This is a genomic window from Paenarthrobacter sp. 2TAF44 (genome assembly GCF_052114885.1).
GTDB lineage: Bacteria > Actinomycetota > Actinomycetes > Actinomycetales > Micrococcaceae > Arthrobacter.
In genome coordinates, this window is record NZ_JBFRFP010000028.1 from 53,628 (window position 1) to 68,704 (window position 15,077).

At 62.0% G+C, this 15,077-nt stretch carries 12 protein-coding genes and 1 tRNA gene; 7 read left to right on the plus strand and 6 right to left on the minus strand.

Translation table 11 applies throughout. The features are described 5' to 3' along the window. The first annotated feature begins 47 nt into the window (after positions 1-47). Entirely contained in the window at positions 48-1,016 is a 969-nt protein-coding gene (locus AB4Z15_RS21420; protein ID WP_442003831.1) for a GlxA family transcriptional regulator, read from the plus strand. Here AB4Z15_RS21420 and AB4Z15_RS21425 read toward each other — a convergent pair. The 6 genes from AB4Z15_RS21425 to AB4Z15_RS21450 all read right to left on the minus strand — a co-directional run bounded on the left by AB4Z15_RS21425 (position 1,013) and on the right by AB4Z15_RS21450 (position 5,674). Next, positions 1,013-1,315: a protealysin inhibitor emfourin gene (locus AB4Z15_RS21425; protein WP_442018861.1), complete on the minus strand. Its 303-nt coding sequence runs from the start codon at positions 1,313-1,315 to the stop codon at positions 1,013-1,015. The two genes, AB4Z15_RS21420 and AB4Z15_RS21425, sit on opposite strands and share 4 nt — an antisense overlap. A gap of 83 nt (positions 1,316-1,398) precedes the next feature. Continuing rightward, the gene (locus tag AB4Z15_RS21430) at positions 1,399-2,415 is read right to left on the minus strand and encodes a M4 family metallopeptidase (RefSeq protein WP_442018869.1); all 1,017 of its coding nucleotides are present in this window, start codon (positions 2,413-2,415) and stop codon (positions 1,399-1,401) included. Between the two features lie 208 nt (positions 2,416-2,623). Then, a tRNA-Arg gene (locus AB4Z15_RS21435) sits at positions 2,624-2,696 on the minus strand. Positions 2,697-2,817: 121 nt separating this feature from the next. Further along, positions 2,818-4,320 carry an FAD-dependent oxidoreductase gene (locus AB4Z15_RS21440; RefSeq protein ID WP_442018862.1) on the minus strand — a complete coding sequence of 501 codons (1,503 nt, stop codon included), beginning with the start codon at positions 4,318-4,320 and terminating at the stop codon, positions 2,818-2,820. Continuing rightward, complete coding sequence (locus tag AB4Z15_RS21445; protein WP_442018863.1) at positions 4,317-5,192, minus strand: FAD:protein FMN transferase; 876 nt, start codon at positions 5,190-5,192, stop codon at positions 4,317-4,319. The genes AB4Z15_RS21440 and AB4Z15_RS21445 overlap by 4 nt, the downstream gene beginning before the upstream one ends. A gap of 5 nt (positions 5,193-5,197) precedes the next feature. Continuing rightward, on the minus strand, positions 5,198-5,674 hold the full coding sequence (locus AB4Z15_RS21450; RefSeq protein ID WP_442018864.1) for an FMN-binding protein: 477 nt from the start codon (positions 5,672-5,674) through the stop codon (positions 5,198-5,200). Between the two features lie 255 nt (positions 5,675-5,929). Here AB4Z15_RS21450 and argS point away from each other — a divergent pair, with 255 nt between their 5' ends. From argS to rho, 6 genes are all read left to right on the plus strand, one after another. Continuing rightward, positions 5,930-7,579 carry an arginine--tRNA ligase gene (argS, locus tag AB4Z15_RS21455; protein WP_442018865.1) on the plus strand — a complete coding sequence of 550 codons (1,650 nt, stop codon included), beginning with the start codon at positions 5,930-5,932 and terminating at the stop codon, positions 7,577-7,579. 4 nt (positions 7,580-7,583) lie between these two features. Then, positions 7,584-9,068, plus strand: a complete 1,485-nt coding sequence (gene lysA, locus AB4Z15_RS21460) for a diaminopimelate decarboxylase (RefSeq protein WP_442003837.1) — start codon at positions 7,584-7,586, stop codon at positions 9,066-9,068. Then, positions 9,061-10,377 carry a homoserine dehydrogenase gene (locus AB4Z15_RS21465; RefSeq protein ID WP_442018866.1) on the plus strand — a complete coding sequence of 439 codons (1,317 nt, stop codon included), beginning with the start codon at positions 9,061-9,063 and terminating at the stop codon, positions 10,375-10,377. Before lysA ends, AB4Z15_RS21465 begins: the two co-directional genes overlap by 8 nt. Further along, a complete protein-coding gene (gene thrC / locus AB4Z15_RS21470; RefSeq protein WP_442003839.1) occupies positions 10,378-11,481 on the plus strand; it encodes a threonine synthase in 1,104 nt (367 codons plus the stop codon). 2 nt (positions 11,482-11,483) lie between these two features. Beyond that, on the plus strand, positions 11,484-12,458 hold the full coding sequence (thrB, locus tag AB4Z15_RS21475; RefSeq protein ID WP_442003840.1) for a homoserine kinase: 975 nt from the start codon (positions 11,484-11,486) through the stop codon (positions 12,456-12,458). A gap of 307 nt (positions 12,459-12,765) precedes the next feature. Further along, positions 12,766-14,997 carry a transcription termination factor Rho gene (gene rho / locus AB4Z15_RS21480; protein ID WP_442018867.1) on the plus strand — a complete coding sequence of 744 codons (2,232 nt, stop codon included), beginning with the start codon at positions 12,766-12,768 and terminating at the stop codon, positions 14,995-14,997. The last annotated feature ends 80 nt before the right edge of the window (positions 14,998-15,077 follow it).

A 15,077-nucleotide genomic window follows, 5' to 3' on the forward strand; every position in this document is an offset into this window, starting at 1 on the left:
AGTGGCAGAAATGCCCCATTTAGACAATTTTCTGCCACACTGGAGATATGTTGAAATCAGTAGCCGTCATAGTTGTCCCTGACTTCTCCATCTTCGAGTTCGGCACTGCCTTTGAAGTCTTCGGCATCGACAGATCCGACCGCGGCGCAGGCGTTCCCGCTTTCGACTTCAGGGTTTGCGCGCCGGAGCCAGGAGACATCCGCATGAAGTCCGGGCTCTCGCTGCATGTCAACCACGGCCTGGAAGCCGCGGCCGATGCCGATCTCGTGATCATGGCGCCCTTCGGCAGGGACCAGGAGATCCCCGAGCCTGTCCTGGATGCACTCCGGGCCGCTCACGCCAGGGGCGCCTGGGTGATGTCCATTTGCTCCGGCGCTTACGCCTTGGCGCGGGCCGGGCTGCTTGATGGGCGCCGGTGCACCACCCACTGGCACTATTCCCAGGATCTGGCGAGTCGCTACCCTGCAGCAGTGGTGGATGAGAACGTCCTCTATGTGCAGGACGGAACCATCATTACCAGCGCAGGAACTGCCGCCGGAATCGATGCATGCCTCCATCTTGTACGTGTAGAGCTGGGAGCCAACGTAGCTGCCGCGATCGCGCGCGACATGGTAGTCCCGCCTCATCGCGACGGCGGCCAGGCCCAATTTATTGACCGGCCGATGCCCCGATGTGGTTCAGCGCCCATGGAGGAACTCCTGCGGTGGATGGTTGAACACCTCGACGAAGAACACAGCGTGAACGAGTTGGCTGCTCGGCTGCATATGTCGCCCAGGACATTCGCCCGTCGCTTCAGGGCGGAAACGGGGACTACGCCTGCGGCCTGGTTGAACTCCCAGAGGGTCCTGCGGGCCCAGGAACTCCTGGAGTCCACAGAGTTGAATATCGATGAGATTGCGCGGGAAGCAGGATTCGGGCATTCCGTTCTGCTGCGCCACCATTTCACGAAGGTGTTGGACACGAGCCCGCAGAGCTACAGAAGGGCTTTCCGCGGGCAGCTGGCCGAGGCGATCTAACGGCGGGCCCCCAGGCGGCCACGCGACTCGGAACCTTCAGCCTTGGCACACTCCACCAGTTCCTGCCAAGGCCCGGTGACCGCGCGCTCGGGTAGCGTCGCCCGCCGTTGACCTGCCCTGATGGAGTACATGAACCGATCCGGTTCGTTGACAGTTCTGGCCTGGCTCTTCGCTTCGTCCCATGGACATGCCTCAACGATCGGCATCCAGCGCTCTTTGTCGCCATCCGAGACTGCCTCCACGCTCCAGATGCGTGTCGTCGCGGCTACGCCCCCGCTGCGCTGGACGGTGATTTTCATGACCGGCTACTTCTCGTTTGACGTACTGGCGGCAAGCCAACGACGACGGGACTGCCCGGGGCCGGACGGTCCCGCCGACTGGTCTAAACCTTGACCTTCACAGTCTCCCATGCCTTCAGGACGGCGTCATGCTCTACTGAGCCAACGCCAAAGAGTTCTTCGGCGGTAGCCGCAGTGGTCTTGGCGAACTTGCCAAAGGTACAAGCTGGCGGCAGCGACCCGCTGGTGAGTGTGCCATACCAGATCTGCCCTGGCACACCCCATGCATTGCCGCCCAACTCCGCGGCAACAAGGTAGAACGCCCTGTTGGGGATGCCCGAATTGATGTGTACGCCACCGTTGTCGGCACTGGTCCGAACGTATGTGTCCATCGAGTCCGGCTGCGGGTCCTTACCCAGGATGTCGTCATCATAAGCGGTGCCCGGGGCCTTCATCGAGCGCAAGGCGGCACCTTGGACCTTGTCGGTAAAAAGGCCCTCCCCGATCAGCCAGCTTGCTTGCTCGGTGGTCTCCTTCTTGAAGTATTGCTCCACGAGTACACCGAAGACGTCCGACAAAGATTCGTTCAAGGCGCCTGCCTGGTTGCGGTAATTGAGCCCGGCCGTGAACTGTGTGACCCCATGAGCGAGTTCGTGGCCAATGACACTGACGGACTTGGTGAAGCGCTGGAAAATCTCCCCGTCGCCGTCCCCGAAGACCATCTGTTTTCCGTCCCAAAAGGCATTGTCGTACAGATTGCCGTAATGAACGGTGGCGTCCAGCGCCAGGCCGGCACCGTCGATGGAATCCCGGCCGAACATCTCTGCATACAGTCGGTGCGTACTCCCCAAGCCGTCATAGGCCTCATCGGCAGCGGCGTCCCCAACAGGAGCAGTTCCTTCCTTGCGGACCAAGCGGCCGGGCAGGTTTTCCGAGGTGTCGGCATCGTAAATGGTGCGCTTTGGCGGGCCGGGCTTTGCCGCCACTGCACTGGGGGGAACGGAAGGTGCCGGCGCCGCGCGAACCGCCTGGAGATCCTTGATGTGCAGGAGTGACTCCTTCGCGGCACGGGCAACAGCCCAAAGCCGTGGTTCACTCTGGGCGGCAATCCTTCGAAGCATGTAAGGCGGAACGATTGAACAAATCACGGCAACCCCTTTGGCTCTTGGCGACTGACAACTGTGATCAGCCTAGGAGTGGGGGATGACAATTTTGGGGTGTTCGCCCGGCAAGCCCTGAATTGATAGTGGCGACCCGGGTAGCGGTGGCTGGAGTGGGCGTTGGAACACAAAAAATACCCCGCCAGTTGGACTGGCGGGGTATCGTGTGTGCCCTCGATAGGATTCGAACCTACGGCCTTCTGCTCCGGAGGCAGACGCTCTATCCCCTGAGCTACGAGGGCATCCGGGGTTCCCTCCGTTGCCGGTGGGACGTCCTAGAGCTTAGCAGCCACCGCGCCCCAAAAGAAAACCCGGCCATGATCTTTAGCGCCCTGCGCCTTAGGGTCCAGCGGTACCTGCAGCTCAGTACCCCGCAAACGAGTCAACATGTACCCGCCGCGCACCTGCACCGCGCGCCGCGGCACGCAGGGAATCCACGCTCGCCGGGGAACCGGAGACGTAAACCTCGCGGGCATCGATGTCCGGTACCAGCTCCTTCAGGCGCTGTGCATCGATCCGGGAAGTACCGGCGTCGTGCATGAAATCGGGGGGAGTGGAGCCGTCCGCAAGCCGGGCGATCACCTTTGCCCCCGATGCCTCCAATTGCTCACACGCGGCGAGTTCATCTCGCCCTTGGGCAAGGTAAAGGACCACGGTATCGCGGGGTGCGGCGTCGGATGCAAGGTGGGAAAGAAAGGGAGTGATGCCAATGCCTGCGGCAATCAGCAAGACCGGCTTGGCGGCGTCGCGCGGGAGCATGAAGTCTCCGCCAACCGCTGTGGCGGAAATCATGTCACCAGGCTTTAGCGCCAACAACGTCTTCTTGGCACTGGACAAGGGCTCGGCAGTTCCGACGCCGAAGGTCACTTCTGGAGCACCCGGGGGGCTGGTGATGCTGAAGACACGGCGGCGGCCTTTGCCATCGGACCCCGAATGCGGAAGGTTCAGCTCCATGAATTGACCGGCCGCGTAGCGGACTGGGCGCCTTGGCTCGAAGCGGAACTCCCTGGTCCCGGGCGTTAGTGCCCTGGATCCCTTGAACGTCAGTTCCACGCGGCCCCGCTGGCCCAGTAAGAAAGCGATGAGGTTCCCCACCAGGAGCGCGAGTTCAGGGGAATTGGCCACGAAGCCAAAGTTGTACGGAACCGCAAAGACAACACCGACGACGCCGGCAAGCGCCAATTGCTGCCAACGGCGTGGGGGGAGCGTGAGCGGCTCGGTAAGCATGAAGCCGACAAAGAAGAGCAGGGGGCGCTGAGCCAACGGCTGCCACAGGGCCTGGCCGAAGGTCATGCCGCGGCCCAACAATTCGACACAGACGATGCTGGTGGCCACCAGCAGGAAAACTGTTGCCATCAGCATTTTGCGTGTGCGGTACAGGACAGCCAGGACGCCGGGAACGAGGAGCCACAACATGGCAGGCGTTGCCGCCCACCACGTAGCTATGTTCAGTCCGGTCAAGCCCGTGATGAAAGCCCCTGCGGCCGCAGGGTTGAAAATGTGGCGCCCACGGAAAGCCAAAGCATACTTCGACGCGCTGGCCAGGACACAAGCCAAAGCAACACCGAGCATGTCAGTGGGGACGAATGTGGGCCAGAACAGGAAATACAGGAGCAGGCCAGTGATGAATGAAGACTCCGAATGTGGCGTGGTTCGGAAAAGCAAGGCCAGCAGGCGGTTCGATCCATAGGTAAGTCCCAGGCACAGGCATACGTGAACCAGCATCTGTGGCAGGCCGAACGTCAGCCACCCCAAGACGTTCAGAAGCAGGCTGTAGGCCACCAGTACCCCGAGAACCCACAAAATCAAGCGGTACATGGTGAAGCGGCCCAACCAGGTGTCCAATCGCGACTTCATGGCATTCATGTGAACAGTCTCCCCTCAAAGCCAGCCGAAAATGCGGCAGTCCCATTCGAAAACACCCGGAGCCAGGAAAAATCGAACTCAGCCTCGAGGGCAGCCGGCTCCACCATGAAGAGTGCCGTAGCCAGGGCATCTGCCACCATCGCGCTCGCGGCCATGGTCCACGTGGCCACTGTGGTTTGGATTGGTTGCCCCGTGATTCCGTCCAGTACATGGTGCAGCCCGTCGCCCCAGGCCCGCCGGTTGGAGGCGGAAGCGCAGAGGGCGGAATTGTCCAATTCCACAGTGCCGATTGCCTGCTTAGGGTTATAAGGATGTTCCAAGGCCACAGTCACCGGCATGCTTCCGGCATGCAGCATGTCGCCGCTGCCATCCACCAGGAAGTCAACATAGCCGGTCGAGCGGAGGACTTCAGCGAGCAGGTCCACGAGCTGTCCTTTTCCTGCGGCGCCGATGTCCAATACGAGCGGGACCTTGCCCGCCACCGTGGTTCCCGACCATTCAAGGACGTCGTCTTCCCACTTGGCTGCGCCCTCAGGGGCTCCTGAAGGAACCAGGGAGTAGCCGGCATCGTAACCAAGACGGTTCAAACTGCTGCCGATCAGGGGTGTCATGGAGCCTCCACTGAGCCGGTACAAGGCCTCGTAGACGTCATGGAGCGCCACAGAGTGCCCGGGCAGGGAAATGCTGCCGGGGCCGCGCTGCAGAGCGGACACCAGGGAATCAGGCCTGAACCGCGAATACGTGTGGTCGTAATCCGCCACCGTTCCAAGCAGTTGGCGCTGCACATCCGGCGCAAGCGTCGACGACGTCGAGATCTCCCAGTGCGTACCGATCCCTTCGAAGCTAAAGCGGCTCCAGCCCGGATGCGGCATGACTGCTACTTTGCCTGGGACTTGATCTGCTCCACGGCCTCGTTGAAGCCGCCGGAGGTCAAGGAGGAACCGGCCACCTTGGAAACGTTGAGTTCGTCGATGTCTTTGCCAACGATCTGCGCTGCGATACCGCTGGCAAACTCGCCTTGGAACTTCTTGGTATTGGGGTTGGAGGGGTGGACGGTGATATTCACTGCCTCCACCTTGTCCGCGGCCAGCGTGAGCTGAACGCCAACCGTCTCCTGGCCGTTCGGCGATGTGTATGTTCCGTCGGCGCTGTACGTGCCGTCCTTGTAGGTGGAACCACCCTTTCCAGCCGAAGAGGAGGAAGAAGGGCTGCCAGTGGAAGCCTGGCCACCATTCTGGGTAGCGGGTGTCTGGGTTGACGGGGCTTCCGTTGTGGGGGCACAGGCAGCTGCGGTCCCGATAATGGAGACGCTGGCGAACCCGACGTAGAGGCTCTTGCGGAGTGGCGTAGTCATGTTCTGCTCGTTTCAACTGGACAAGATGTAATCATCAACATGCGGTCAACGGATGGTTGCGGTCTCTGGACGACCGTTAGGGCCACCTCTTACGTCTTCACAACGTTGAAATCAGCCTAATGGTTCAGTCTGTGAGTGCCGCCCGCCGTTTATGTATAGGTGCTGTGTCCAGTCATGGATAGGCGCAGTGTCCAAGATATCCACATAAACGAGCCTTAATTCCTCGAGTTCGCAGGCCCCCGGTAGGCTGGATGGGTGACTCCCGAAGAACTCTCTGCTGCCATATCCACCTGCCTTAAGGATGCCGTCTCTGCCGGCGAAATTGCCTTGGCGGAATCCGCTGTCCCCGACGACGTCCGGGTGGAGCGCCCCAAGAACAGGGACCACGGAGACTGGGCCACCAATATTGCCCTGCAATTGGCCAAGCAGGCCGGCACGAATCCGCGCGAGTTCGCGGGAATCCTCAGCCACCGCCTACAGGAAATCGCCGGCGTGACCGCAGTGGAAATCGCAGGTCCGGGCTTCCTGAACATCACCGTTGATGCTGCTACGGCAGGCGCGCTTGCCAAGGCAATCGTTGAGGCGGGTTCCACTTACGGAACCAACCAGGCGCTCGCAGGACATGTTGTGAACATGGAATTCGTTTCCGCCAATCCCACGGGTCCTCTTCACATCGGCCATACCCGGTGGGCCGCCCTGGGCGACGCGATCGCCCGCGTGCTGCGGGCTTCGGGCGCGGACGTCACCGCCGAGTACTACATCAACGACGCCGGTTCGCAGATGAACGTCTTCGCCAACTCAGTCCTTTCCCGGCTCCACGGCCGTGGCGTCCCCGAGGGCGGCTACCCGGGCGAGTACATCCGTGAACTCGGTGATGAAGTACTCAAGGCGCACCCGGATATCCGTGAACTCACAGACGAGGCTGCCCTGCCGGTCATCCGTGCTGCTGCCTACGAGGCACAGATGGCGGATATCAAGGCAACGCTGGCAGATTTCGGCGTTGAGTTCGACGTCTTCTTCTCGGAGAAAGAACTGCACGACGCCGGTGCCATCGAATCTGCCGTTGCCCGCCTCCGCGAACAGGGCCATGTGTTCGACGACGGCGGCGCCGTTTGGCTGCGCACCACTGACTTCGGTGATGACAAAGACCGCGTCATGATCCGCGCGAACGGGGAACCCACTTATTTCGCCGCCGATGCCGCGTACTACCTCTCCAAGAAGGACCGCGGTTTCACGGAGAAGATTTACCTTCTTGGCGCCGACCACCACGGCTACATCAATCGCCTCAAGGCTATTGCAGCGTGCGCGGGCGACGATCCCGAGGTAAACATTGAGGTTCTCATCGGACAGTTGGTGTCCGTCAACGGCGCCAAGTTGTCCAAGCGTGCGGGCAACATCATTGAACTCAAGGACCTCATTTCCTGGTTGGGCAAGGACGCAGTGCGCTACTCCCTTGCCCGGTTCCCTGCCGACTCGCCGCTGACACTGGACCCGGAACTGCTCAAGAAGAACAGCAACGAGAACCCCGTGTTCTACGTGCAATACGCCCATGCCCGCTCCAGGGGAACGGCGCGCAACGCCGCCGAGGCGGGGGTCGACCGGTCTGTGTTCGACGCATCGCTGCTGGATCACGCCACGGAGAACGAGCTTCTTTCCTATTTGGGCAGCTACCCTTCCATCGTGGCCAAAGCAGCCGAGCTCCGCGAACCGCACCGCGTTGCCCGCCATCTTGAAGTCATCGCCGGTGCCTACCACCGCTGGTACGACGCCTGCCGGGTCTCCCCCCTGGGCGAGGAACCAGTGCTTGACGTGAACCGGACCCGTCTCTGGCTCAACGACGCAACGAGCCAGGTGCTTGCCAACGGACTCGGACTGCTGGGCGTTTCCGCGCCGGAACGGATGTAAGGCCATGACCACAAACGCCGCACCAAATTCACCCCAGGCCTCTCCGCTTGCTCCCGAATGGCTGGCCGTCCCGGAAGACCTTAACGCCCTTCAAGCACCGATGTGGGCAGCCGGTGTGGAGAAGAACGAAGCCGGTGAGGTCACCATTGACGGGATTTCAGTCAGCGATCTCAAGGCGCAATTCGGCACTCCTCTCTTTGTGATGAGCGAATCTGACTTCCGCGCGCGTGCCCGTGCTTTCAAAGACGCCTTCGACGACGCTTTCGCGGACATCTGTGGGGGAGTGGATGTCTATTATGCAGGCAAGTCTTTTCTCTGCACGTCGGTGGCACAGTGGGTGGCAGAGGAAGGCCTTCGCCTGGACACATGTTCCGGAGGTGAACTGGCAGTTGCCGCCCGCGCAGGAATCCCCGGGCCCAACCTGGGGCTGCACGGTAACAACAAGTCCGACGCCGAGATCAACCGGGCACTGGATATGAGGGTGGGCCGAATCGTGGTGGACAGCCTCGATGAATTGGAACGGGTCGCCAAGATTGCCTCCAGCCGCGGCGAGACCGCCAAGGTCATGCTGCGCCTCACGCCAGGGGTGCACGCCCACACCCACGAATTCATCGCCACAGCGCACGAGGACCAAAAATTTGGCCTGTCCATGGCTGAGGACTCCACAGAGGAAGCTGGCCTGTCCGCCGCTGAAGAAGCAGTGGCAGCCGCGACGTCGTACCCGAGCGTGGAGCTCCTGGGATTGCACTGCCACATCGGCTCCCAGATCTTCGAAGCCGACGGATTCGCCCTGGCCGCAGAAAAGCTCCTAGGCTTTCAGGCAGCGATGCAGGCCAAATACTCCGTCATCCTGCCGGAATTGGACCTCGGGGGCGGCTATGGAATCGCCTATACGCCAGTGGACACCCCCCGCCCTCCGGCGGAAATTGCGCAGGCGATGGCCGCCGTCGTGCGTTCAAAGTGCGCAGAACTCGGCATCGAACCGCCCCGCGTTTCCATCGAACCCGGACGCGCGATCGTCGGGAGCACTACGTTCACTTTGTATGAGGTAGGCACGCTTAAAACTGTCCGCGTGGACGTTCCGGGCACCGAAACAGGTCCAGAGAACGTTACGTATCCGCGCCGGTATGTGTCGGTGGATGGCGGAATGAGCGACAACGCCCGTCCGGTGCTTTACGACGCGGATTATTCGGCGATTTTGGCGTCCCGTGACTCGGATGCAGCTCCGCAGCTGTCCCGCGTAGTGGGCAAACATTGCGAGAGCGGCGACATAGTTGTTAGAGATGTATATCTGCCCGCGGATGTGGCAGCCGGTGATTTGCTCGCAGTACCGGGTACCGGCGCCTATTGCTGGGCCCTCTCAAGCAACTACAACTACCTGGCCCGGCCTGGCGTTGTCGCTGTGCGCGACGGAGCCGCCAGGCTCATTGTCCGCGGGGAAACCGAAGAAGATCTCTTGAACCGCGACATGGGAGTGGCGAATGTCTGAAGTGCGAACCCTGAAGGTGGCCCTGCTGGGCTGTGGCAATGTAGGGGCCCAGGTCGCGCGCATTCTTATTGACGACGCCGAGGCACTGGCCGCCCGAAGTGGTGCCCGCCTCGAGCTGTCCGGTATTGCCGTGCGCAACATCGACTCGCCGCGCGACGTCGAACTGCCTCGTGAGCTCTTTACCACGGACGCCGAGACCCTCGTCAAGGACGCAGACCTCGTCATCGAGCTCATGGGCGGCATCGAACCCGCACGTACGCTCATCGTTACCGCCATCCAGAATGGTGCCTGCGTTGTCACCGGCAACAAGGCACTGCTCGCGCAGGACGGCCCCACGCTCTACGAAGAGGCTGACAAGGCCGGCGTCCAACTGTCCTACGAAGCCGCAGTTGCCGGTGCCATTCCCATCCTGCGCCCGATCCGCGACAGCCTCTCCGGCGATCGCATTACGAGGGTTCTCGGGATCGTGAACGGGACCACCAACTTCATCCTTGACCAGATGGACACTACTGGTGCACAGTTTGCGGACGCCCTTGCCGAAGCGCAGCGCCTCGGATACGCCGAAGCTGACCCCACCGCCGATATCGAGGGCCATGATGCGGCTGCCAAGGCCGCGATCCTGGCATCGTTGTCCTTCCACACAAGGTTCTCCCTGGACGACGTCTATTGCGAGGGGATCACCAAGGTCAGTGCTGCGGACATCGCTTCGGCCAAGGAAGCCGGCTTCGTCATCAAGCTTCTCGCCATCGCCGAGAAGATCGAAGCTTCAGAGAACGGCAGCGGAATCTCGGTGCGCGTGCACCCCACCCTCCTGCCACGCGAACACCCGCTTGCCGCTGTCCGTGGCGCGTTCAACGCCGTCTTCATTGAAGCCGAAAACGCCGGTGAACTGATGTTCTACGGCCAGGGTGCAGGGGGGACTCCAACTGCCTCAGCTGTGTTGGGTGACCTCGTCTCCGCTGCCCGACGCCTGGTGCTGGGCGGTCCCGGCCGCACGGAAACAACTACCGGGCATGTTCCGGCACTGCCCATTGATGCCTCCAACACCAGCTATTACATCGGTCTGGATGTAGCAGACCAAGCAGGTGTGCTGGCTCGCATCGCCCACATTTTTGCGGAGAACGGCGTATCCATCGAGATCATGCGTCAAACGATCCACCGCGACTCTGCCTCGAATGTTGAGTCGGCTGAGCTGAAAATCGTGACGCACCGTGCATCCGAAGCTGCACTCGCAGCAACCGTCGAGGCCGTCAAGGGCCTGGACGTTATCAATTCTGTGACATCCGTACTGCGGGTAGAAGGGGTCTAAGTGGCTCACCAATGGCGCGGAGTAATCCGCGAATACGCTGATCGTTTGCCTGTAACGGAAGCCACCAAGGTCATCACCCTCGGCGAGGGCGGCACCCCGCTCGTCCACGCTCAGAAGCTTTCCGAGCTGACCGGCTCCCAGGTGTACCTGAAGGTCGAGGGCATGAACCCCACGGGTTCCTTCAAGGACCGCGGCATGACCATGGCGATGACGGCAGCAGTTGAAGCCGGCGCCAAAGCCGTTGTATGTGCTTCCACCGGTAACACCTCCGCCTCGGCCGCCGCTTACGCGACAGCCGCCGGCCTCAAGTGTGCCGTGCTGGTCCCCGAGGGCAAGATCTCCATGGGCAAGCTCAGCCAGGCGATCGCGCACGGCGCGACGCTGCTGCAGGTGGACGGCAACTTCGATAACTGCCTTGACATCGCCCGCAAACTTGGCGAGTCCTACCCGGTCTTCCTGGTGAACTCGGTCAACCCTGCCCGTATCCAAGGCCAAAAGACCGGTGCCTTCGAAGTTGTGGACTCCCTGGGCGATGCCCCGGACATCCATGTTCTGCCGGTCGGCAACGCCGGAAACATCACTGCCTACTGGAAGGGATACAAGGAGTACTCCGCCCCCTTCGAGACCGCCAACGGCACACTGCCGGCAGTGTCCACCAAGACACCCATCATGTGGGGTTTCCAGGCTGCAGGTGCAGCGCCGTTCGTTGCAGGGCACCCGATCACTGAACCGGACACCATTGCCACTGCCATCCGCATCGGCAACCCGGCATCATGGGACACTGCCGTCGCTGCCCGCGACGAATCCGGTGGCCTGATTGAAGCTGTCACGGATGAGGAAATCCTGGACGCCCACCGTTGGCTCTCCTCCAAGGAAGGCGTATTTGTCGAGCCCGGCTCTGCTGCCGGCGTGGCAGGCCTGATCAAGAAGCACGCTGCTGGTGAGGTTCCGTCCGGCAAGACTATCGTCATCACCGTTACCGGCCACGGACTGAAGGACCCGCAGTGGGCCCTCCGCACGGAGGACGGCAGCGATGTCCAGCCGGTCAAGGTTTCCAATGACGTCGTTACCGTTGCCGCGGAACTGGGACTGGAAGAAAAATAAGAGTGGAACAAACGCAGCCCACCGCGACCGATCGTCAACTCGTCGCGGCAGGCCAGCGGCTGACCGTCAAGGTCCCCGGTACGAGCGCCAACCTGGGTCCCGGCTACGACAGCCTCGGCTTGGCCCTGTCCATTTATGACACCTTGACGGTGGAAACGCTCACCACCGGAGAGCTCGAATTCGAGCTCTCCGGTGAGGGCGCCGATACTCTTCCGCGCGACTCCAGCCACTTGGTGGTGCGTGCGATCGACCTCGCCTTGGAACGTTTGGGTTTCCGCCACTCCGGTCTAAGGATCACGGCCGACAACGTTAATCCGCATGGACGAGGGCTGGGTTCCTCGGCGTCCGCAGTTGTAGCAGCCGTTACGGCGGCCAATGCCTTGGTTCCACAAGAGGCGCAGCAGGATCTCGACTGGATCCTGCAGTTGACCAGCGAAATGGAAGGCCACCCGGACAACGTCGCCCCCGCCATTTTCGGCGGACTGGCGCTCTCTTGGCAGGACAGCGAGCAGTACAGCAGTACTCGTGCTGAAGTAGCCCGGACCGTAGTTCCCGTGGTGGCCGTTCCGGATTACGAACTCTCCACCGAAACTGCCCGCGGACTCTTGCCCGCGTCTGTGGGCCACCATGCTGCTGCAATGAACTCCGGACGCGCAGCATTGCTTATCCACGCGCTGACAACACAGCCGGAATTCCTGCTGCCCGGTACCGAAGACTACCTTCACCAGAGCTACCGGGCCGAAGCCATGAGGCCCAGCGCGGACCTTATTGCGGCGCTGCGGACGGCCGGTCACGCTGCCGTGGTTTCCGGTGCCGGTCCTACTGTCATGGTCCTGGCCAATGGGCCGGGCGAAGCGGCAACCGTTGCCGAATTCATCGAGGCATTTACTAGTGCCAACACACCGAACGTCGGTTGGCGCGTGATGACGCTGGCTGTGGACGTTGAAGGTGCTAGAGTGGAAGTGCACCGGCGGTAAAGCCGCGGGCAGTTCCCTGATTTTGGATCTTGGCGGTTTCGCTGTTCCTTTCGTCAACTGTGCCAACGTCTGGCGGTGCCGTCTCCTTCCGGCCTGTCTCAGGTGCCGCAGAACTCTCTCTGTTCCCTGAATATTCAGTCGGCTGTCCGGGCAACTGGATTCAATGAAGACGATCAGTATCCGGCCCTGTTGGCCACAATCCATCAGGCACGGCCGAAATCACCGGCTGCAGATCTGAACTGCAGCCCAGAACAAATCATCGCGTCCAGCTCTCGCTCTGGACGCCGTCGAGGGGGAAGGATCCTTCGTGACAGAAACCACTGAGCTGGCTTCAGCTGTGGACACAACAACTTCTGCTGCTGAGTCGTCAACAGCAGCAACCACCAAGAGCAGCGGTCTTGCCGGCCTTAAGCTCGCCCAGCTCCAGGCTCTTGCCAGCCAGCTGGGGATCTCCGGTGGGTCCCGTATGCGTAAGGGGGACTTGGTAACAGCCATTTCCGCCCATCGTGCCGGGACTTCTACCGCCAAGGCCCCGGCCAAAGCATCGACGAAGGCAGCCACCGCGCCCAAGGCAGCGCCGGTCGCCGACGTCAAGGTTGCGGGGAAGAGCGCGCCTGCTGCTGACGCAAGCGCAGAGGCGCCGGTCCAGGAAGCCCCTCGTGGACGTGGACGTGGCCGTAGCCGTCGCGCCACCAGCGATGGTGTTGTGGCCGCAACAGAGGCCGCTGCACCCGCTGAAGCGCCGGCCGCGCCGGTTGCAGAGCCCGAGGCAGCGCCGGAAGTCAGCGAAGCCGGCACCGAGCGTCGCCAGCCCCGCACCCGTAACCGTCGCCGCAGCGAGGTTGCTGCAGCTCCCGACGAAACTGCAGAAGCCCCGGCTGCTGAGCAGCGTCCCGAGCGCGCTGAACAGCGTGAGCAGCGCGCCGAGCGGACTGAGCAGCGTGAACAGCGCGGCGAACGGACCGAACAGCGTGAACAGCGCGGCGAACGGACCGAACAGCGCGCCGAGCGCACTGAACAGCGTACCGAGCAGCGCGAACAGCGTGCCGAGCGCACTGAACAGCGTACCGAGCAGCGCGAACAGCGTGCCGAGCGCACTGAACAGCGCGAACAGGCCGACTCTGGCGATCAGTCCCGTGAACGTCGTGACTCCCGCGGCCGCCGCGAGGACACCAACGACCTCGAAGACGGCGGCAACCGCCGCAATCGCCGCAACCGCCGTGATCGCAACGATCAGAACGAACGCAGCGACCGTCGTGGCGCTCAGGACAGCAGGGACGGCAACACCCGCAGCGACCGCTTCCGCGACCGCAACGAGCGCCGCCGTGGCCGTGCACAGGGGCCGGATGTTGACGACATCGAGGTTACCGAAGACGATGTTCTGCTCCCCGTAGCAGGCATCCTGGACGTCCTGGAGAACTACGCATTCATCCGTACCTCCGGCTACCTCCCCGGTGCAAACGACGTCTACGTTTCCCTGGCACAGGTCAAGAAGTACAACCTCCGCAAGGGCGACGCCGTCGTTGGCGCCATCCGTGCACCCCGCGAAGGTGAAGACCGCAACCAGCAGTCTTCGCGCCAGAAGTTCAACGCCCTTGTTCGTGTGACTTCGGTCAACGGCAAGACTCCTGAAGAACTCAAGGACCGCGTCGAGTTCGCCAAACTGGTGCCGCTGTACCCGTCCGAGCGCCTGCGCCTGGAAACGGACCCCAAGAAGATCGGTCCGCGTGTCATCGACCTCGTGGCTCCGATCGGCAAGGGCCAGCGTGGCCTGATCGTCTCCCCGCCCAAGGCCGGAAAGACGCTCATCCTGCAGTCCATTGCGAACGCGATCACCACCAACAATCCTGAGGTCCACCTCATGATGGTGTTGGTTGACGAACGTCCCGAAGAAGTCACGGACATGCAGCGCACCGTCAAGGGTGAGGTCATTGCCTCCACCTTCGACCGTCCCGCAGACGACCACACCACGGTTGCCGAGCTCTCCATCGAACGCGCCAAGCGCCTCGTTGAAATGGGCATGGACGTTGTGGTGCTCCTGGACTCCATGACCCGCCTGGGCCGCGCCTACAACCTGGCAGCACCGGCCTCCGGCCGCATCCTGTCCGGTGGTGTGGACTCCGCAGCGTTGTACCCGCCGAAGCGCTTCTTCGGCGCCGCCCGCAACATCGAAAACGGTGGCTCACTGACCATCCTGGCAACGGCGCTCGTAGAGACCGGCTCCAAGATGGACGAAGTCATCTTCGAGGAGTTCAAGGGCACCGGCAACATGGAGCTCCGCCTGTCCCGCCAGCTGGCAGACAAGCGCATCTTCCCGGCCGTGGACGTCAACGCGTCCGGTACGCGCCGCGAAGAGAACCTGCTCTCGCCTGAAGAAGTCAAGATCATGTGGAAGCTGCGCCGCGTCCTTTCAGGCCTTGAGCAGCAGCAGAGCCTTGAGCTGCTGACCAACAAGATCCGGGAGACGCAGAGCAACGTCGAGTTCCTCATGCAGGTTCAGAAGACGACGCTCGGAGCGAAGTCGGACAACGACAAATAGCTGTGCTCTAACCGCTCAAAATATGCCGGCCCCGCCCCTACGCCGGGTAGCTTGCGATCTGCGATCGCAAGCTACCCGGC